The organism is Mesorhizobium sp. M2A.F.Ca.ET.043.05.1.1 (genome assembly GCF_003952445.1).
Classification (GTDB): domain Bacteria; phylum Pseudomonadota; class Alphaproteobacteria; order Rhizobiales; family Rhizobiaceae; genus Mesorhizobium.
On record NZ_CP034446.1, the window covers coordinates 1,219,387 to 1,237,934 of the forward strand.

Annotated in this window: 15 protein-coding genes and 1 riboswitch; of the genes, 5 read left to right on the forward strand and 10 right to left on the reverse strand. The window is 64.5% G+C overall.

The features are described from left to right. Position 1: 1 nt before the first annotated feature. Both EJ069_RS05775 and EJ069_RS05780 read left to right on the forward strand, forming a co-directional pair. Positions 2-967 (forward strand): type II secretion system F family protein, encoded by a 966-nt coding sequence (locus tag EJ069_RS05775; RefSeq protein WP_126060485.1) that lies wholly within the window; start codon positions 2-4, stop codon positions 965-967. A 139-nt stretch (positions 968-1,106) separates the two neighbouring features. Further along, the gene (locus tag EJ069_RS05780) at positions 1,107-1,580 is read left to right on the forward strand and encodes a hypothetical protein (protein ID WP_042644230.1); all 474 of its coding nucleotides are present in this window, start codon (positions 1,107-1,109) and stop codon (positions 1,578-1,580) included. A 104-nt stretch (positions 1,581-1,684) separates the two neighbouring features. Here the strand turns inward: EJ069_RS05780 and gcvP are convergent, their stop codons facing one another. The 3 genes from gcvP to gcvT are packed head-to-tail and all read right to left on the reverse strand — an operon-like array spanning position 1,685 to position 5,982. Further along, positions 1,685-4,492, reverse strand: coding sequence for an aminomethyl-transferring glycine dehydrogenase (gene gcvP, locus EJ069_RS05785; protein WP_126060486.1), 2,808 nt, complete (start codon positions 4,490-4,492; stop codon positions 1,685-1,687). Between the two features lie 16 nt (positions 4,493-4,508). Beyond that, positions 4,509-4,877, reverse strand: a complete 369-nt coding sequence (gene gcvH / locus EJ069_RS05790; RefSeq protein ID WP_126060487.1) for a glycine cleavage system protein GcvH — start codon at positions 4,875-4,877, stop codon at positions 4,509-4,511. Positions 4,878-4,884: 7 nt separating this feature from the next. Further along, entirely contained in the window at positions 4,885-5,982 is a 1,098-nt protein-coding gene (gene gcvT / locus EJ069_RS05795) for a glycine cleavage system aminomethyltransferase GcvT (protein WP_126060488.1), read from the reverse strand. Between the two features lie 150 nt (positions 5,983-6,132). Next, a riboswitch (glycine riboswitch) is annotated at positions 6,133-6,219 on the reverse strand. A 232-nt stretch (positions 6,220-6,451) separates the two neighbouring features. Here gcvT and EJ069_RS05800 point away from each other — a divergent pair. After that, positions 6,452-7,456, forward strand: coding sequence for a hypothetical protein (locus tag EJ069_RS05800; protein WP_126060489.1), 1,005 nt, complete (start codon positions 6,452-6,454; stop codon positions 7,454-7,456). Here the strand turns inward: EJ069_RS05800 and EJ069_RS05805 are convergent. The 7 genes from EJ069_RS05805 to EJ069_RS05835 all read right to left on the reverse strand — a co-directional run bounded on the left by EJ069_RS05805 (position 7,395) and on the right by EJ069_RS05835 (position 12,639). Further along, positions 7,395-7,883, reverse strand: a complete 489-nt coding sequence (locus tag EJ069_RS05805) for a GNAT family N-acetyltransferase (protein ID WP_126060490.1) — start codon at positions 7,881-7,883, stop codon at positions 7,395-7,397. The two genes, EJ069_RS05800 and EJ069_RS05805, sit on opposite strands and share 62 nt — an antisense overlap. Then, a complete protein-coding gene (locus tag EJ069_RS05810; protein WP_126060491.1) occupies positions 7,883-8,674 on the reverse strand; it encodes a molybdopterin-binding protein in 792 nt (263 codons plus the stop codon). The genes EJ069_RS05805 and EJ069_RS05810 overlap by 1 nt, the downstream gene beginning before the upstream one ends. A 1-nt stretch (position 8,675) precedes the next feature. Further along, complete coding sequence (locus tag EJ069_RS05815; RefSeq protein ID WP_126060492.1) at positions 8,676-9,548, reverse strand: cytochrome b/b6 domain-containing protein; 873 nt, start codon at positions 9,546-9,548, stop codon at positions 8,676-8,678. A 98-nt stretch (positions 9,549-9,646) separates the two neighbouring features. After that, positions 9,647-10,318, reverse strand: a complete 672-nt coding sequence (locus EJ069_RS05820; protein ID WP_126060493.1) for a DUF1345 domain-containing protein — start codon at positions 10,316-10,318, stop codon at positions 9,647-9,649. Positions 10,319-10,343: 25 nt separating this feature from the next. Continuing rightward, positions 10,344-10,811, reverse strand: coding sequence for a YaiI/YqxD family protein (locus tag EJ069_RS05825; protein ID WP_126060494.1), 468 nt, complete (start codon positions 10,809-10,811; stop codon positions 10,344-10,346). Between the two features lie 64 nt (positions 10,812-10,875). After that, positions 10,876-11,445, reverse strand: coding sequence for an S-(hydroxymethyl)glutathione synthase (gfa, locus tag EJ069_RS05830; RefSeq protein WP_126060495.1), 570 nt, complete (start codon positions 11,443-11,445; stop codon positions 10,876-10,878). 66 nt (positions 11,446-11,511) lie between these two features. After that, positions 11,512-12,639 (reverse strand): S-(hydroxymethyl)glutathione dehydrogenase/class III alcohol dehydrogenase, encoded by a 1,128-nt coding sequence (locus EJ069_RS05835; RefSeq protein ID WP_126060496.1) that lies wholly within the window; start codon positions 12,637-12,639, stop codon positions 11,512-11,514. Positions 12,640-12,888: 249 nt separating this feature from the next. On the opposite strand from EJ069_RS05835, the gene EJ069_RS05840 reads away from it, so the two are divergent. Together EJ069_RS05840 and dnaE are read left to right on the forward strand one after the other, a co-directional pair. Beyond that, positions 12,889-14,901: an acetyl/propionyl/methylcrotonyl-CoA carboxylase subunit alpha gene (locus tag EJ069_RS05840; protein ID WP_126060497.1), complete on the forward strand. Its 2,013-nt coding sequence runs from the start codon at positions 12,889-12,891 to the stop codon at positions 14,899-14,901. Positions 14,902-15,020: 119 nt separating this feature from the next. Continuing rightward, positions 15,021-18,548, forward strand: a complete 3,528-nt coding sequence (dnaE, locus tag EJ069_RS05845) for a DNA polymerase III subunit alpha (RefSeq protein WP_126060498.1) — start codon at positions 15,021-15,023, stop codon at positions 18,546-18,548.

Here is an 18,548-nt window from a genome sequence, read left to right on the forward strand (position 1 = left end):
AATGGAAGGCGTCATCCGCTTCCTCGCCTCGCTCGCGCCGACGTCGCTGATGCCGGTTGCCGTGCTGCTGCTGGTGCTTGGCGGCGGTGCCGTTGCCTGGCCGCTTGTGCTCGCCAAGGGCGATCGTGGCGAGGTCAAGCGCCGGCTGAAGGTCGAGGTGGTGCAGCCGGCCGAGCAGGTGGACGCTGCGCCCAAGAAGAGCACCAGCGCCGTGCGCGAGAGGGCGGTGAAACGGGCGCAGGAGTTCTATGCCAAGAGCGACCCGGAAAATGTCGCGCGGCTGCGCATGAAGCTCATCCAGGCCGGCTATATGGAGCCGCGCGCCGTCGGCATGTTCTTCCTGATCCGCTTCGCCACCATGATCGGCGCGGCGTTGGGCGCGTTCCTGATCAACCACTGGGCGGCCAGCGCCGAGTCGACCATGACCAGCCGCTGGACCTTCATCATCCTGTCGGGAGCCGGCGGCTATTTCCTGCCGGGCCTGGTGCTGACGCAGAAGGTTCGGGAGAAGATGCGCGAATACCGCAACGGCTTTCCCGATTTCATGGATCTGATGATCGTCTGCTCCGATGCCGGCATGAGCATGGAGGCCGGCATCGAGCGGGTCTCCAAGGAGCTTGCCAGGACCTATCCGTCGCTCAGCCAGAACCTGATCCTGGTGTCGCTGGAGCTGCGGGCCGGGCGCAGTCTCGACGACGCGCTGAAGGCGCTCGCCGACCGTCTCAGCCTGGACGAGGTGCGCTCGTTCGCGACGCTGCTGCAGCAATCCAAGGAGCTCGGCACCAGCCTGTCGGGCTCGCTGCGCGTCTTCTCCGACGAAATGCGGCACAAGCGCATGTCGCTGGCAGAGGAGAAGGCGCATGCCTTGCCGGCCAAGATGTCGGTGCCGGTGACGGTCTGCATCCTGCCGGTGGTGCTGATGATCGCCATTATTCCGATCATTGTGAAGCTGACCGCCCACCATTAATCCAGGCGTCCTGCGTTGGTTAACGCATCCTTGGCGGGCAACCAAAATTTAGCTGCATTTCGGCACCGAAGCTTAATCGCTCTCCTGTATCGTCTTTTCCTGAAGAACGACCCGGCAAATCGGGCGATGGGGCAGGGGCATGCGTCATAGACTTCCCAAGGCAGCGGCGGCATTGGCGGCCGTCTTGATGATCACCGGCTGCACGACGAACAACAACGTCGACACGACCAAGACCACGGCGATCCAGCCGGTGACCAAGGATGTCAGCGCCGATGATCTCGTCGAAGGCAAGGCGCAGTTCCGCGAGGCGAATTTCGGCCTGGCCGAACAGCATTTCCGCAAGGCGGTCGAGCTCAAATCCGACAATGCCGAAGCCTGGATGGGGCTTGCCGCTTCCTATGACGAGCTCGGCCGTTTCGACTTCGCCGACCGCGCCTATGCGCAATTGTTGAAGGTCGCCGGCCGCAAGCCGCAGATCGTCAACAATATGGGTTATTCGCAGCTTCTGCGCGGCAATAAGAAGAAGGCGCGCGCGCTGCTGCTCGAAGCCAAGGCCGGCATGGCCGACCAGACTTTGGTCAACGCCAATCTGGCGCTGCTCGACAAGGGCTGATTGGCGCAAGCGAGGCGGCGCTTCATGCGGCGCATCATTCGAGAGCAAGGCGCCAGCCCGATGCCGGGCCGGCGCTTGAAAATCGCCCGAATGAACGCTGGCCGCTACTCCGCGGCGCCGAGATATTCCGACAGCGGCGGGCACGAGCAGACCAGGTTGCGGTCGCCGGCCACATTGTCGATGCGCGACACCGGCGGCCAGTATTTCGTCGCCAGATCGGCGTCGCCCGCAGGGTAGGCCGCTTCGAGCCGCGAGTAGGGATGCTTCCACTCAGCGGCAAGCGCTTCCGCCGCGGTGTGCGGGGCGTTGACCAGCGGGTTGTCGTTGGGCGGCCACTCGCCCTTCGCCACTTTCGCCGCCTCGCCGGCGATGGCGACCATCGCCTCGCAGAAGCGGTCGAGCTCGCGCTTGGGCTCGGACTCGGTCGGCTCGACCATCAGCGTGCCGGCGACCGGGAACGACATGGTCGGCGCGTGGAAGCCATAGTCGATCAGGCGCTTGGCGATATCGTCGACGCTGATGCCGGCGCTCTCCTTGAGCACGCGGGTGTCGAGGATGCATTCATGGGCGATGCGATCGTGCCTGCCCTTGTAGAGAAGCGGGAAGTGCGGCGCGAGCCGGGTGGCGATGTAGTTGGCGGAAACGATCGCCGTTTCCGTCGCGTGCTTCAGTCCTGAAGCGCCCATCATGCGGATGTACATCCAGGTGATCGGCAGGATGGAGGCGCTGCCGAACGGCGCCGCCGCCACGGCATGGGTCGTGCCTTCCGTCACGTGGCCGGGCAGGTAGGGCTTCAGATGCGCCTTGACGCCGATCGGACCGACACCCGGCCCGCCGCCGCCATGCGGGATGCAGAAGGTCTTGTGCAGGTTCATGTGGCAGACGTCGGCGCCGATATCGCCAGGACGGGCGAGGCCGACCAGCGCGTTGAGGTTGGCGCCGTCGAAATAGACCTGGCCGCCATGCTCATGGACGATGGCGCAGAGGTCGCGCGCGCCTTCCTCGTAGACGCCATGCGTCGAGGGGTAGGTGAACATCAGCGCCGCGAGATCCTTCGAATGCTCGGCCGCCTTGGCCTTGAGGTCCTCGACATCTATGTTGCCGTCCTCGGTGCAGCGCACGACGACGACGCTCATGCCGGCCATCGCGGCGCTCGCCGGATTGGTGCCATGCGCGGAGGACGGGATCAGGCAGACGGTGCGATGACCTTCGCCGCGCGCGCGGTGATAGCCACGAATGGCGAGCAGGCCGGCATATTCGCCCTGGCTGCCAGCATTGGGCTGCAAGGTCACGGCGTCGAAGCCGGTGATCTCCGACAACCAGGCTTCGAGATCGGCGATCATGGCGCGGTAGCCGCCCGAATGGCCGGCGGGTGCGAAGGGATGCAGATTGGCGACGCTGGGCCAGCTCACCGGCATCATTTCCGCGGCGGCATTGAGCTTCATGGTGCAGGAGCCGAGCGGGATCATGGCGCGGTCGAGCGCGAGGTCCTTGTCGGCCAGCCGGCGCAGAAAGCGCATCATGTCGGTCTCGGAGCGGTTCTCGTGGAAGACCGGCTGCGTCAGGAACTCCTTGCCGCGCGGCGTGCCGGGCATCGAGCCGCCTTGCGCGCCTGGCTTGGCGCCGAAAAGGTCGGCGATCGCCTCGAGATCGGCTTCCGTCGAGGTCTCGTCGAAGGCGATGCTGATCTTGTCCGCATCGATGACGCGCGGCAGCCGGCCTGTCTTCTCCGCGGCGGCGGCGATCGCGCCGGCCTTGCCCTTCACCTCGGCGGTCACCGTGTCGAAGCGGCTTGCGCCGATCACCGACACGCCAGCGGCTTTGAGGCCGGAGGCGAGGCGGTCGGCAAGGCCGTGGATGCGACCGGCAATCGCCTGCAGGCCGGCAGGGCCATGCCAGATCGCATAGGCCGTGGCCATATTGGCCAGCAGCGCCTGCGCGGTGCAGATGTTGGAAGTGGCCTTGTCGCGGCGGATGTGCTGCTCGCGCGTCTGCAGCGCCAGCCGGTAGCCGGGGCGGCCCTTGGTGTCGGTCGACTGGCCGACGAGGCGGCCGGGCATCAGACGGGTCAGCTTGTCGGAAACGGCGCAATAGGCGGCATGCGGACCGCCGAAACCCATCGGCACGCCGAAGCGCTGCATCGGGCCGACGGCGATGTCGGCGCCGAGCTTCGCCGGCGCATCCGTCAGGGTGAGCGCCAGCGGATCGGCGATGAAGACGACCAGCGCGCCGGTAGCGCGGGCCTTCTCGATCGCCGCCTTGTGGTCGCCATAGACGCCGAACGTGTCCGGCCAGGAGACGAGCAGGGCGGCGGTGTTGTCGTCGATCGTCTCGCCATCGACCTCGATGCCGAGCGGCTCGGCGCGGGTGCGCACGACATCCAGCGTCTGCGGGTGCGGGGTGCCGGCAAGCGCCACCTTGGTGCGCTTGTCGCGATGATGGCGCAGCGCGATGCCGACGGCCTCGGCAACGGCGGTCGCTTCATCGAGCAGAGAAGCCGACGCCACTGGCAGGCCGGTGAGCTCGGTGACCAGGGTCTGGAAGTTGAACAGCATTTCCAACCGGCCCTGGCTGATCTCGGCCTGGTAGGGCGTGTAGGCCGTGTACCAGGCCGGATTCTCGAACAGGTTGCGCTGGATGACCGGCGGCACGAAAACGCCGTGATAACCGGCGCCGATGAAGCTCTTCAGCACCGTGTTCTTCGCCATCATCGCCGACAGTTCAGCCAGCGCTTCGGCTTCGCTCGCCGGGGCAGGCAGATCGAGAGGCCGATCGAGGCGGATCGACTTCGGCACGGCCTGGCTGATCAGTGTTTCGACAGATGGAACGCCGATGGCGGCGAGCATCGCCCTGACGTCGTTGACGGAGGGACCGATATGGCGGGCCGAGAAAGGAGCAGGTGCTGCGGTCATTTCCAAGATCCTGTTGTCAGCCGATATGGGCTTTGTAGGCGGCTTCATCCATGAGGCTGTCGAGTTGGCCTTCGTTGGAGAGCTTCATCTTCCAGAGCCAACCGTCGCCGGTCGCCGCCGAATTGACCAGCGAAGGGTCGGCCGACAGAGAGCCGTTGGCCTCGGTGATCTCGCCGTCGACCGGCGCGTAAACGTCCGAAGCCGCCTTCACGGATTCGACGACGACGGCGGTATCGCCCTTGACGAGCTTGCGGCCTATTTCCGGCAGCTCGACGAAAACGAGATCGCCGAGCTGTTCCTGCGCATAGTCGGTGATGCCGACAGTGGCGACGCCGCCTTCGACGCGGAGCCATTCATGGTCTTCAGTGAAATAGGTCTTTGCCATCTGGAGATCATCCTTTGCGGTAGCGGTGTGGGGTGAAGGGCAGGGACGTAACGTCGACCGGGATCTTCGTCCCGCGGACATCGGCGAAGAGTTTCGTGCCGGGCCTGGCCAGCGCGGCGTCGACATAGCCCATGGCGACGGGGTGGCCGGTCGAAGGCCCGAAGCCGCCGGAGGTGACATGGCCGGCCGGATTGCCGCCGGCATCGACCAGCGCCGCGCCGGCGCGCACTGGCTGGCGGCCATCGGGCTTCAGCCCGACGCGCTTCTGCGCCGGCCCGCGCTCCAGGATCGAGCGCAGCGCGTCGGCGCCGATGAAATGGCCCTGGCGGACTTCCTTGGGGATCGCCCACATCAGGCCGGCGCTTGCCGGGTCGATCCCGGGCGTCAGGTCTTGGCCATGCAGGCAGAGCCCGGCCTCGAGGCGCAGGCTGTCGCGGGCGGCAAGGCCGATCCATTGCACGCGCTCGTCCTTGAGCAGGCTGGCGACAAGATCCCGCGCGTCCTTCTCCGGCAGGCCAATCTCGAAACCGTCCTCGCCGGTGTAGCCTGACCGGCTCATGAACCAGTTCTGGCGCGGCTCGATGCCATGCATGAAGAGCAGCGAGCCGGTCTCGATGCCGGCCCGTGCCAAAGCCGCCCAGGCATCCGGACCCTGAATCGCCAGGAAGACGCGGTCGAGCGGCGAGACCCTGGCGTCGAAATCCGTTGCCAGAGCGCGCAGATGCTTCTCGTCCTCGATGGCGTTGCCGGCATTGGCCACGACCACGAACCGGTCTTGGCCTAGACGCGTGACGATCAGGTCGTCGATAATGCCTGCCGCCTCGTTGAGGAAGAACGTGTATTTGGACTGCGAGATGTCCAGCGCGCCGGCATCAAGCGGGCAGGCCCGGTTCAACAGCGCCGCGGCGCCCGGACCGCCGACCTCGAACAGCTTCATATGCGAGATGTCGAACAGCCCGGCATGCTCGCGCGTGTGCAGGTGCTCCTTCATCACGCCGGGCGGATAGGTGAGCGGCATCGACCAGCCGGCGAAAGCGCCGAAGCGCGCGCCCGCGGCCTGATGCAAATCCTCGAGGGGTAGGTGCTTGGTGTCTTCGCCTGTCATGTCTTCTCCAGAGTCGCACGCAATCGACCGCCATTGGCGGCCTAGTCCGTGCCCCTCTGTCTGAAGCCTGAGAGACTCGCGCCCCGTAACTCTGTCGGCAGCGCTTACACCTTCGGCGCGGGGCCAGGCCCCGACTTTCCAGAGTTGTCTTTCCCGTCAACGGTTCTTTTGCCTGAGAGATTTCGGGCGATTTCCCCTTCGGCGACAGCTTGCGCTGCTCTCTCCCGCAAACAGGTGGGACTCACAAGCCGAGCCCCCGACGCGCCATCCATAGCTCGTTGGCGACACCTTGTCACCTCCCAGCGACATCAAAGGTGCGCCGATATACAGGTGAGGCCGGCCTGACGTGAATCTCAACAAGGCGCGGCCGGCAAGGCTTCGCTAACCACACCATTTGCCGGTTTCTCAAGACACCGCTGATAAACCTGACGGGATAACGCCGGCAAAAGGCCACGGGCAGGGACGGCAGATGGGCGAATTGATCATGAGCGCTCCGGTGGCGGGGCTGACCTCGAAGAACAAGATCACGGCCGAGGACGTGGCAATGCTGCGGCGCGAGGTATTCGCCGACGGCGTGGTGAGTCGCGGCGAGGCGGAGGCACTGTTCGCGCTCGACCAGACGGCGCGTGACAAATGTGTCGAATGGGCACCGTTCTTCGTCGAGGCGGTGACCGACCACATCGTCCACCAGGAAAAGCCGGAAGGCTATATCTCGGAGGAGAATGCCGACTGGCTGGTCCGCACCGTCTCGCGTGACGGCATGGTCGACAGCCGCACGGAACTCGAGCTGCTGGTGCATGTGCTGGAGGAAGCCAAATCCTCGCCCGGCCAGCTTTCGGCCTATGCGCTGGAGCAGGTCGCGCATGCGGTGATCGACGGCAAGGGGCCGTTGATGATCGGCGGCGAGCTGGTTCCGGGCCTGATCGCCAGGGCCGAGGTCGATCTCCTGCGCCGCATCCTCCATGCCTTTGGCGGCGACGGCAACATCGCCATTACCAAAGCCGAGGCAGAGGTGCTGTTCAGGATCAATGACCGAACGGCGGCCGCAGACAATGATCCGTCCTGGAACGAGCTCTTCGTCAAGGCGATCGCCAACTATGTCATGTGCTCGGCCGGCTACGAGCCGCCAACGCGCGAAGCGGCGCTGCGCCACGAAAACTTCCTCGACGAGGCAGGCCCGGCACTCGGTGGGTTCCTCAGCCGAATGGTGTCGGGCGGATTCGCCTCGGTCCTCGAAGCCTATCATTCTCCCGGCGATATCGAGGCCGAATGGGAAGCCAGAAACCGGGCCGCCGAGGCGCTTGCCCGCCGTGCCGAGACCATCGATGCCGACGAAGCCAAATGGCTGGTCGAGCGCATCGGCGGCGGCCAGCGGCCGCTGCGCGACAACGAGCGCGCGCTGCTGACGCTGATCAGGCACGCTTCGCCGGAAATCCATCCGGCGCTGAAGCCGCTGCTCGATAAAGTCGCTTAGACGCTCGCTGAATCGTCTTGCAAAGGATGATGTTGGAATGGCCTTCGGGCCATCCGGTGAGTTCGGCGATGCGCTCGAAGCCGGCCTTTTCGTACAAGCCTGGCGCCTGGAAATCGTGGGTCGAAACCCATATCCGCAAGGAGCCCCGCGCAGCAGCCTCCGCGACAAAGGCTTCAAGCAGCTTCCTGCCGTGGCCAAGGCCGCGATAAGTTTCGTCGACCCATATCAGCGTGAGTTCGGCGATGCCGGCCCAGGAATAGCCGGCGGCGATCCCGACGACGCGCCCTCGCTCATCCCGCAAGGCAAAGGTGAGGGCACGGTCGTCGTCACGACCGGTCAGCCGTCGGTTGTCGTCATGCAGACGCTCCTCGACGGCATCAAGCTCGTCGGACGGCAGATCGTGCTCGGCCCGCAGGCGAGGGATCATCAAATCCCGCCATACCAGTCGTAGCCATTGTCCTCCCAGTAGCCGCCGCGGCCGCCGCCGATAGTGGCGAAACTGTCGACCAGCTCGATCTTAGAAATGTATTTCGGCATCTTGTAGCCGAGCTGGCGCTCGACGCGTACGCGCAGCGGCGCGCCGTTCTCGACCGGCAGCGGCTTGCCGTTGAGGCCATAGGCCAAAATGGTCTGCGGATGGCGGGCGTCGATCAGGTCGATGGTGCCGTAATATTTGATGTCGCCGGAGAGGCTCTGCTCGATCGTGTCGAGGCAGTGGAACATGACGTAACGCGCCTGCGGCTTGACCACCGCCTGGTCAAGCACCAGCGACAGCGGCGTGCCGGTCCATTTGGCGATGCAGCTCCAGCCTTCGACACAGTCGTGGCGCGTGATCTGCGTGCGGCTCGGCATGTTCTGGAGCTGCTCGCGGGTCAGCGACAGCGGCTTCTCGACGAGGCCGGTCACCTCCAGGCGCCAGTCGGCGAAATTGTTGGCGAGCAGACCCTTGTAGGTGTCGTCATCAGGCGCCGTGACGCCATTCGGCCGCTGCGGCTGGCGGATATCGGCCTCGGTGAATTCCGGCGCCAGCGCGTCGCGGCCTGCAAGAAAGCGCTGCGCGCGGTAAGTCAGGCCGTTGGCGTTTTCGAGGAAGCTGCGCAGGCCGCCGCCAATACCGAGACCGCTGTCGAAGGCGTCGCAGCCCGACAATGCGATGCCTGACAGGCCGAGGCTCCCGGCGGTCAAGAATTTACGGCGCGTGATCTGGAATTTTGCCATGTCAGGCGCTCCTCTCGGTCGGCTGGTCGTGCTTCGCGGGCGGGTCCGTGCGGTACCAGCCGGTGATGATCGAGCGCAGCTCGTTGATCGGGCCGGCGGCGAGGATCATCAGGATGTGGACGATGAAGAAGAGGACGAGCAGCACCATGACGGTGAAATGGATGGTGCGCGCCGTCTGTCGGCCGCCAAGGATTTCGTTGAGCCACGGCAGCACCGAATCCATGCTCGGCGACATGGCGAGCCCGGTCACGATCATCAACGGCAGAGCCACGAACAGCACACCGCCATAAGCCATCTTCTGCAGCGTGTTGTACTCACGGGTGTGGTGGAATCTCAGCTTCGCGTGGTCGACGATGTCGCGCGGCAGCTTGCGCAGATCCGAGAGGCGAGGGGCGAGGTCGCGGCGGATATGGCCGTTGACCAGGCCGGCGATCAGCCAGATGAGCAGTGTCGCGCTGAGCACCCAGGCGAAAAAGAAATGCACGACGCGGGCAGTGCCGAGATCGTAGTAAGAGGGGATCGTCGCCCAGGCCGGAAAGGCGCGGGGCGTTTCCTGTCCGGGCAGACCCGACCAGCCGAGCACGCCGGTGGTGTCGAAGCGGTGGCCGAGGATTGCGGTGAAACCGCGCGGACCGTTGGCGGTGTTTTCGGCGCCGATCTCGAGAATGGTGTTGTTGAACTCGAAACCGGACTGCTTGCCGAGATAAAGCTGCGGCCGCGCGTTGAAGATCTGCAGGCCGGAAAGCAGCATGAAGAACAGCGAGAAAGCCCACAGCCAATGGGTCAACCGCGTCCAGCGCGACTGCCGGTAGATGAGGGTGGTGTCCTTGACGTCCGCCTTGGGGGCGGATCGGTTGTTGGCAACAGCGTCCATCTTGCCTCCGGCCGCCTCAGGCAGGCGGCTTCTCAGGTCCTTGTCTTCCCCTCAATACGTCGCCGCACAAGGCAATGTTTCATGCGATCACGGATTTATTACGGAGAGCCCAGGGTGACCGCGAGATTGACCGCCGCGGCAACGATCACCGTGTTGAAGAAAAAGCTCAAGACCGAGTGGATGAGCACGACCAGACGCATTTGCGAGGTGGTGATGGCCGTGTCGGCTGTCTGCGCCGTCATGCCGATGACCGTCGCGAAATAGAGGAAGTCCCAGCCTTCCGGTCTTTTGCCGCCAGGAAAATCGAGGCCGCCGACCGGCATTTTCTTCTGGGTTTTCTGATCGATCTCGCCTCCATCCTTCCAATAGACATGCGCATAGTGAAGCGACGCCATGGCGTGGATGGTGAACCAGCCGAGCGGGATCGACAGCATGGCGAAGGCAAGCTGCCAAGGGTGCGCCGCGTCTTTCCGGTTGATCAAAAGAAACAGCGAGACGATGGCCGCAACGACGACGAAGAACGTGACGGCGAAGATAAGCAGCACGGGCATGTCGGTCGCGCGCGCGTTCCTGCTGAGATAGCGGCCGGTGAGGCTCGGCATCAGCGCCAGCACCATGGCGATATAGCTCACGAAGAACACATTGGCGCCGATGGAGTAGGGGAGCGGTGCCTTGAGCAGCAGAGCCACCAGCAGGGCGACGATGCCGATCGCAAAGGCCAGGGCGAACTGCATGTGCCGATGCATCGGCGTCTTGAGGTCTTCACCCATGGCTCGGGTCCCTGAAGACGTTGGATCAGTCCGGTGTGACGGATTTGACCGCGCGCCGCAAGATGCGGTCAAGTTCGCCGAGAAACTGCGACCTGTCCTTTTGAGTGAAGGAGGCATTGAAGCCGCGGCTTTCGCCGGTCTCGCGCAGATGCTGCTTCAGATCGCGCATCGCCACCGCCATGCCGATGGTTTCCGGCGTGAACGGGCGCCCGGTCGGCCCCAGCACATGCGCGCCGAGCGCCACCGTGCGCGCGGCAAGCGGAATGTCGGCGGTCACCACAATGTCATTGGCTCTTGCGTTCTCGACAATCCAGTCGTCCGCGGCATCGGCTCCCTTGGAGACGACGACGTTGCGGATCATCGGATCGCGCGACGGCCGCAGCCCGCCATTGGAGACATAGGTGACGACGACGCCATGGCGCTCCGCGACCTTCTCGACCTCGGCCTTGACCGGGCAGGCGTCAGCGTCGACGTAGATAACGGGTGCGGGCAATCGTCTCTCCAAATGTGTAAAGGGCCGGTGCTGGCCGGCCCTTTACATCAGATTTCGCAAATTTTCAGGCCGGCAGCGCGCCGGACTTCTTCGCCGTCCAGGTGGCCATATAGTCCATCAGGCCGGGGTTGAGGCAATCATAGGGCTCCAGCCCGATCGACCTCAGCTGCGCGCGGATGCCGTCCATACGGCTCGGGTCGACGCCGGATTCGATGATCGAGGAGACGAAGGCGGCGAAGCCCGGCGGCGACCAGCCGTCCTCTTCGAAGCGTTCCGGATGGATGAAGGACAGGCCCTTGAAGGGATGGTCGCGCTCGACCGGGCCATGCATGTGGACGCCGCAGCCCGTGCAGGCATGGCGCTGGATGAGTGCCGAAGGATCGACCACCTTCAGCTTGTCTCCATTCTCGGTGACGGTGACGTCGCCGGTACCGGCGACGGCCACGACCGAGAAGATGGCGCCTTCCGGCTTCCAGCATTTGGTGCAGCCGCAGGCGTGGTCGTGGGCGATCTGGCCCTTGACCTTCACCTTCACAGGGTTGCTGGTGCAAAGGCAGACCAGCGTGCCGCCGGAGAAGGATGCGCTTTCCTTCGGCAAGCCATTGTCAATCTTCGGATGCAGTTTCTCGGCCATTCCATTCCTCCCATGTTTTACCACAGAGGTCGCCGGCGTTCCGGCCTGCGGCCTGGTGGCATTGCTTCAGTAAACCACGACGCTCCGGATCGACTTGCCCTCATGCATGAGGTCGAAACCCTTGTTGATGTCCTCGAGCTTCAGCGTGTGGGTGATCATCGGATCGATCTCAATCTTCTTTTCCATGTACCAGTCGACGATCCTGGGCACATCGGTGCGGCCGCGCGCGCCGCCGAAAGCGGTGCCCATCCAGGTGCGGCCGGTGACCAGCTGGAAGGGGCGCGTCGAGATCTCCTGGCCGGCGCCGGCGACGCCGATGATGACCGACTTGCCCCAGCCGCGATGCGAGGCCTCCAGCGCCTGGCGCATCACCTTGGTGTTGCCGGTGCAGTCGAATGTGTAGTCGGCGCCGCCGATCTGGTCGGCGCCGCGCTTGGTCATGTTGACCAGGTAAGGCACGATGTCGCCGTCGATCTCCTTCGGATTGACGAAATGCGTCATGCCGAACTTCTCGCCCCAGGCCTTCTTGTCGTTGTTGACATCGACGCCGATGATCATGTCGGCGCCGGCAAGGCGAAGCCCCTGGATAACGTTGAGGCCGATGCCGCCGAGGCCGAAGACGACGGCCGTCGCCCCTTGCTCGACCTTGGCCGTGTTGATGACAGCGCCAATGCCGGTGGTGACCCCGCAGCCGATATAGCAGATCTTGTCGAAGGGAGCGTCCGGATTGACCTTGGCGACCGCGATCTCCGGCAGCACGGTGAAGTTGGAGAATGTCGAGCAGCCCATGTAATGGAACAGTTTTTCGCCGCCGAGCGAGAAGCGCGAGGTGCCGTCGGGCATCAACCCCTGGCCCTGCGTGGCGCGGATGGCGGTGCACAGATTGGTCTTGCGCGACAGACAGGACGGGCACTGGCGGCATTCGGGCGTGTAGAGCGGGATGACATGGTCGCCCTTCTTGACCGAGGTCACGCCCTTGCCGACATCGACGACGATGCCGGCGCCCTCATGGCCCAGGATCGCCGGAAAGATGCCTTCCGGATCGGCGCCCGACAGCGTGAACTCGTCGGTGTGGCAGATGCCGGTCGCCTTGACCTCGACCAGAACCTCACCCTCGCGCGGGCCTTCGAGGTCCACCTCCATGATCTCCAGCGGCTTTCCGGCAGCGACGGCAACGGCGGCACGCGTTTTCATGAGGCACTCCTCCCAGGCGATCTGTAAGTTTTAGCTAACGGCGGGCTGCCCGTGGCGAATGCCAGCCTGCCATCATTTAGTGTTGGGGTAACATTAGCGAGTTCCGTGCGGACGGCCAACGTCTCTTGCGACGTTTTTCGGCGCGGTTTCTGCAATCGGTGCCAGCCCTGGGAGCCTGCCCGTGGGCACTTGAGGCGCGCCGGAATTATCCATAGAACTGATCCGCTTCGCCGGAGGAACGACATCCGAATGTTCAAGAAGATCCTGATCGCCAATCGCGGCGAGATCGCCTGTCGCGTCATCAAGACGGCGCGCAAGATGGGCATTGCCACCGTCGCGGTCTATTCGGATGCCGATCGCGATGCCGTGCATGTCGAAATGGCCGACGAGGCCGTGCATATCGGCCCACCGCCCGCCGCGCAGAGCTATCTCCTGCCGGAGAAGATCATCGCCGCCTGCAAGGAAACCGGCGCCGAGGCCGTCCATCCGGGCTACGGCTTCCTGTCGGAGCGCGCCTCATTTTGCGAGGCGCTGGAGAAGGAAGGCATCGTCTTTATCGGACCGAAGCCCAAGGCCATCAGGGCGATGGGCGACAAGATCGAATCGAAGAAGTTCGCCAGCGAAGCCAAGGTCTCGACCGTGCCGGGTTGGCTGGGCGTCATCGAAGATGCCGACCATGCCGAGCGGATCGCCGGAGAGATCGGTTATCCGGTCATGATCAAGGCTTCGGCCGGCGGCGGCGGCAAGGGCATGCGCATCGCCTGGAGCGAGGCGGAGGTGCGCGACGGCTTCGACCGGGCGCGTTCGGAGGCGAAAAGCTCCTTCGGCGACGACCGCGTCTTCATCGAGAAATTCGTCGTCGATCCGCGCCATATCGAGATCCAGGTGCTGGCCGACGCGCATGGCACGGCGCTCTATCTCGGCGAGCGCGAGTGCTCGATCCAGCGCCGCAACCAGAAGGTGGTCGAAGAGGCGCCTTCGCCATTCCTCGACGCCAAGACCCGAAAGGCGATGGGCGAGCAGGCGGTGGCGCTGGCGAAAGCCGTCGACTATCAGAGCGCCGGCACCGTCGAGTTCATCGTCGACAAGGACAAGAACTTCTATTTCCTTGAAATGAACACGCGATTGCAGGTCGAGCACCCAGTGACCGAACTGGTCACCGGCATCGATCTGGTCGAGCAGATGATCCGCGTCGCCGCCGGGGAGAAGCTCGGCATCAAGCAGAGCGACGTGAAGCTCAACGGCTGGGCGGTGGAAAGCCGCCTCTATGCCGAGGATCCTTTCCGCAACTTCCTGCCGTCGATCGGCCGGCTGACCCGCTACAGGCCGCCGGAGGAGGGCATATTAGGCGACATCGTCATCCGCAACGACACCGGCGTGACGGAAGGCTCGGAAATCTCGATGTTCTATGACCCGATGGTGGCGAAGCTCTGCACCTGGGCGCCGACAAGGGTGGAGGCGATCGACGCCATGTCGGAGGCGCTCGACAGCTTCGTCGTCGACGGCATCGAACACAACATTCCGTTCCTTTCGGCGCTGATGCAGCATCCGCGCTGGCGCGAGGGACGGCTGTCGACTGGCTTCATCGCCGAGGAATATCCGGACGGTTTTTCGCCGGTCGCACCGGATGGCGAGCAGAGGGCGGTTTTCGCCGCCGTCGCAACAGCCATCGAACTTTTGCGCCGCGACCGGCTCGATCGGCTGAGCGGCCGCCTGGCGCCGCATTCCGGCCATCTCAAGCGCGACTGGGTGGTGAAGATCGGCGCGGACTATCTTCCGGTGGAGATCGTCGACGGCATGGTCTCGATCCCGATGGAGGTCGATCTGTCGATCGACGGCGGCAAGCCGCTGACCGTAGCCTCCGACTGTCGTCCAGGTGATGCGATCTGGCATGGCACGGTCGGCGGCAGCCGGATCGCGGCGCAGGTCCGGCCCGTGCTGAACGGTTTGCGCATCGCCTGGAAAGGCATGTCGGTGACGGCGCGCGCCATGCTGCCACGCACTGCTGAGCTGGAAAGGCTGATGCCGGAGAAACTGCCGCCGGACACCTCGAAGATGCTGCTCTGCCCGATGCCTGGCCTCGTCGTCTCGATCGCGGTGGCCGAGGGCCAAGAGGTCAAGGCCGGCGAGACGCTGGCCGTGGTCGAGGCCATGAAGATGGAAAATGTGCTGCGCGCCGAACGCGACCTCACAATAGCCAAGCTCAACGCCAAGCCAGGCGACAGCCTGGCGGTCGATGCGGTGATCATGGAGTTCGCCTGAGAAGAGGCGGTAGCCGGCCGTAAGCCTGTGCCCTGTAGGTCATTTGTGCTGGACTGGTATGGCCGCGTCCGGGACAATACATCTCAACAGATTGAGTCTTTGGGACAACGCGAAAAAACATGGCGGATGGACGACTTCCACGCGACCCGTTGCAGCGCGAAGCAGCCGTGAAGGCCGCGCGGCCGGAAGCGCCTGTGCGGACCTTCATCCATTTGCGGGTGCACTCGGCCTATTCGCTGCTCGAAGGCGCGCTTCAGCTTGGCGCGATCGTCGGCCATGCGGTCAAGGACGAGGCGCCGGCGATCGCGGTCACCGACACCAACAATTTGTTCGGCGCGCTGGAATTCGCGCAGAAGGCGGTCAAGGACGGCGTGCAGCCGATCATCGGCTGCCAGGTCGATCTCGCCTTTTCCGGAGAGGCGAGCGACGGCCAGCGCGACCGCCGCCGGCATGGGCCGGAGATGTCGCCTGTCGTGCTGATCGCCGCCAGCGAGGCTGGCTATGCCAATCTCGTGCGGCTGATCAGCAAGGTTTATCTGGAGACGCCGCCCGGCGAGCCGGTGCACCTGACCAGCGCCATGCTGGAAGGCCGGTCCGATGGGCTGATCTGCCTGACCGGCGGCCCGCGCGGGCCGATCGGCAGCGCGCTCAAAGCGGACCGGCGCGACCTTGCCGAGCAGCGGCTGCTGTTCCTCAAGGGCCTGTTCGGCGACAGGCTCTATGTCGAGCTGGAGCGGGTCGCCGGCTACGACCGCATGGTCGAAAAATCGACGGTCGACCTGGCCTACACGCACGACCTGCCGCTGGTCGCCACCAACGAGGCGTTCTTCTCCAAGCGCGAGGACTACGAGGCGCATGACGCGCTGATCGCCATCGCCGAGGGATCGGTGGTCGCGGCGGACAATCGCCGGCGGCTTTCGCCGGACAATTTCCTGCGCAGCCAGGCCGATATGGCGCGGCTGTTCTCGGACCTGCCGGAGGCAATCGACAACACCGTCGAGATCGCCATGCGCTGCTCCTACTATCCGAAGAACCGCAGCCCGATCCTGCCGCGCTTCACCGGCGCCGATGCAGCCGACAAGGACGCCGCCGAGAAAGCCGAGGCCGCCGAGCTTGCGCGCCAGGCGCGCGAGGGGCTGGAGGCACGGCTTGCCGCGCACGGGCCGACGCCGGGCTACACGGTCGAGCAATATCGCGAACGGCTCGAATTCGAGCTCGGCATCATCGAGAAGATGAAGTTTCCGGGCTATTTCCTGATCGTCGCCGACTTCATCAAATGGGCCAAGTCGCAAGGCATTCCCGTCGGCCCGGGGCGCGGTTCGGGCGCCGGTTCGCTGGTCGCTTACTCGACCACCATCACCGACATCGACCCGCTGCGCTTCTCGCTGCTGTTCGAGCGCTTCCTCAACCCGGACCGCGTCTCGATGCCGGACTTCGACATCGATTTCTGCCAGGACCGGCGCGAGGAGGTCATCCGCTACGTCCAGCAGAAATATGGCCGCGACCAGGTCGGCCAGATCATCACCTTCGGAACGTTGCAGGCGCGCGCCGTGCTGCGCGACGTCGGCCGCGTGCTGCAGATGCCATACGGCCAGGTCGACAAGCTTTCTAAGATGGTGCCGCAGAACCCGGCCAATCCGGTCAAGCTGGCGGACGCCATCGCCAACGAGCCGCGCTTCGCCGAGGAGGCGGAAAAGGAGCCGATCGTACAGACGCTGCTCGACACGGCGCAGAAGCTCGAAGGCCTTTATCGCCATGCCTCGACGCATGCCGCCGGCATCGTCATCGGCGACCGGCCGTTGTCCGAGCTGGTGCCGATGTACCGCGATCCGCGCTCGGACATGCCGGTCACCCAGTTCAACATGAAATATGTCGAGCAGGCCGGGCTGGTGAAGTTCGACTTCCTCGGTCTGAAGACGCTGACCGTGCTGGAAACGGCGGTGAAGCTCATCCGCCGGCGCGGCGTCGATATCGACCTTGCGCGCATTCCGCTCGACGACAAAGAGACTTATTCGATGCTGTCGCGCGGCGAGGTGGTCGGCGTGTTCCAGGTTGAAAGTGCCGGCATGCGCAAGGCGCTGATCGGCATGCGGCCGGACTGCATCGAGGACATCATCGCGCTGGTGGCGCTCTACCGCCCCGGTCCGATGGAGAACATCCCGACCTACAACGCCAGAAAGCATGGCGAAGAGGAGATGGCCTCGATCCATCCCAAGATCGACCATCTGGTGAAGGAGACGCAAGGCGTCATCGTCTACCAGGAACAGGTGATGCAGATCGCGCAGGAGCTGTCCGGCTATTCTCTCGGCGAAGCCGACCTCTTGCGCCGCGCCATGGGCAAGAAGATCCGCGCCGAGATGGACAAGCAGCGCGAGCGCTTCGTGTCCGGCGCGGTCGAGCGCGGCGTCTCCAAGCCGCAGGCCGACTTCATCTTCGATCTGCTGGCGAAGTTCGCCGACTACGGGTTCAACAAGTCGCACGCGGCGGCTTATGCCGTGGTTTCCTATCAGACCGCCTATCTCAAGGCGCATTACCCGGTCGAGTTCCTGGCGGCGTCGATGACGCTCGACATGAGCAATACAGACAAGCTGGCCGACTTCCGCCAGGACGCCATGCGGCTTGGCATCGAGGTGGTGGCGCCGTCGGTGATGACCAGCTTCCGCCCGTTCGAAGTGGGTGAAAACAAGATCTTCTATTCACTGGCGGCGCTGAAGGGCGTCGGCGACGCGGCGGTCGAGCATATCGTCGCTGTGCGCGGCGAGAAGCCGTTCAAGAACCTTGCCGATTTCTGCGAGCGAGTCGATCCGAAGATCGTCGGCAAGCGCGTCTTCGAAAGCCTGATCATGGCCGGCGCGCTGGATTGCTTCGGCCATGACCGCGCCCAGATGATGGCCGGAGTCGAGCGGATGATGGGCTTGGCTTCGCTGGCGCAGCAGAACGCCATCTCCGGCCAAGCCGACATCTTTGGCGCGTCGCTTGGCAGCCAGTCGCAGGCGCTCAACCTGCCGGCGACCGATCCTTGGCTGGCGGCCGACCGGCTGCACCGCGAGTTCCAGGTGGTCGGCTTCTACCTCTCCGCGCATCCGCTCGACGAGTACAAGGCCGCGCTTCAGAAGATGCGGGTGCAGAACTGGGCGGAATTCTCGGCCGCGGTCAAACGGGGCGCGGCCGCCGGGCGGCTTGCCGGCACCGTCACCACCAAACAGGAGCGCAAGACCCGCACCGGCAACAAGATGGGCGTCGTGCAGTTCTCCGACACGACCGGCCAATATGAGGCGGTGCTGTTTTCCGAAGGGCTGGCGCAGTATCGCGACATGCTGGAGCCCGGCCGCTCGGTGGTGATCACCGTTTCGGCGGAGGACCGGCCGGAAGGCATCAATCTGCGCATCCAGACCGTGCAGTCGCTGGAGGATGAGGCGAGCCGCATCCAGAAGGCGCTGCGCATCTTCGTGCGCGACGCGGCACCACTCGGCACGCTGGCCAACCAGCTTTCGGTCAAGGGCGAAGGGCAGGTGAGCTTCGTGCTGATCAAGGAAGCCGGCCAGGGCGAGGTCGAGATCGAGCTGCCCAATCGTTACCGCATTTCACCGCAAGTGGCGTCGGCAATGCGGGCGGTGCCGGGTGTGGTGGAAGTAGAGCTGGTTTAG

Excerpts from the sequence above, each read along its gene's own strand:
- gcvP (WP_126060486.1), bottom strand. The coding sequence starts at position 4,492 with ATGACCGCAGCACCTGCTCCTTTCTCGGCCCGCCATATCGGTCCCTCC.
- gcvH (WP_126060487.1), bottom strand. The coding sequence starts at position 4,877 with ATGGCAAAGACCTATTTCACTGAAGACCATGAATGGCTCCGCGTCGAA.
- EJ069_RS05835 (WP_126060496.1), bottom strand. The coding sequence starts at position 12,639 with ATGAAAACGCGTGCCGCCGTTGCCGTCGCTGCCGGAAAGCCGCTGGAG.
- EJ069_RS05780 (WP_042644230.1), top strand. The coding sequence starts at position 1,107 with ATGCGTCATAGACTTCCCAAGGCAGCGGCGGCATTGGCGGCCGTCTTG.
- EJ069_RS05840 (WP_126060497.1), top strand. The coding sequence starts at position 12,889 with ATGTTCAAGAAGATCCTGATCGCCAATCGCGGCGAGATCGCCTGTCGC.
- EJ069_RS05810 (WP_126060491.1), bottom strand. The coding sequence starts at position 8,674 with ATGGCAAAATTCCAGATCACGCGCCGTAAATTCTTGACCGCCGGGAGC.
- EJ069_RS05815 (WP_126060492.1), bottom strand. The coding sequence starts at position 9,548 with ATGGACGCTGTTGCCAACAACCGATCCGCCCCCAAGGCGGACGTCAAG.
- EJ069_RS05775 (WP_126060485.1), top strand. The coding sequence starts at position 2 with ATGGAAGGCGTCATCCGCTTCCTCGCCTCGCTCGCGCCGACGTCGCTG.
- EJ069_RS05800 (WP_126060489.1), top strand. The coding sequence starts at position 6,452 with ATGGGCGAATTGATCATGAGCGCTCCGGTGGCGGGGCTGACCTCGAAG.
- dnaE (WP_126060498.1), top strand. The coding sequence starts at position 15,021 with ATGGCGGATGGACGACTTCCACGCGACCCGTTGCAGCGCGAAGCAGCC.
- EJ069_RS05820 (WP_126060493.1), bottom strand. The coding sequence starts at position 10,318 with ATGGGTGAAGACCTCAAGACGCCGATGCATCGGCACATGCAGTTCGCC.
- EJ069_RS05805 (WP_126060490.1), bottom strand. The coding sequence starts at position 7,883 with ATGATCCCTCGCCTGCGGGCCGAGCACGATCTGCCGTCCGACGAGCTT.
- gcvT (WP_126060488.1), bottom strand. The coding sequence starts at position 5,982 with ATGACAGGCGAAGACACCAAGCACCTACCCCTCGAGGATTTGCATCAG.
- gfa (WP_126060495.1), bottom strand. The coding sequence starts at position 11,445 with ATGGCCGAGAAACTGCATCCGAAGATTGACAATGGCTTGCCGAAGGAA.